This window comes from Flavihumibacter cheonanensis (assembly GCF_022352215.1).
Classification (GTDB): domain Bacteria; phylum Bacteroidota; class Bacteroidia; order Chitinophagales; family Chitinophagaceae; genus Flavihumibacter; species Flavihumibacter cheonanensis.
Window position 1 is genome coordinate 1 of record NZ_JAKRWF010000160.1, and the last position, 284, is coordinate 284.

The 284-nt window shown below is 64.4% G+C and carries 1 protein-coding gene; it reads left to right on the top strand.

The genetic code is table 11. The annotated features are described in order from the left end of the window. The coding region (locus MD536_RS21535; protein WP_239603842.1) for a serine hydrolase domain-containing protein at nt 1–284 on the top strand (284 nt) is incomplete at both ends.

Genomic DNA, 284 nt, shown 5'->3' on the forward strand with positions numbered 1-284 from the left:
AGAACGCGGTCCCCAACAAGAAGGACACCAAATTCAACCTCGGCTCGATCAACAAGAACTTCACCCGGGTCGCCGTCCACCAGCTGGTCAAGCGCGGCAAGCTCGCGCTCGGCGACACCATCGGCAAGTTCCTGCCCGACTACCCCAACGCCGACGCCGCGAAGAAGGTCACCGTCCGGCAGCTCCTCAATATGACCGCGGGCATCGGCGATTTCTTCGGCGACCGCTACGACGCGGCGCCCAAGGAGGGGATCCGGGCCCTCCGGGACTACCTGCCCTTCTTC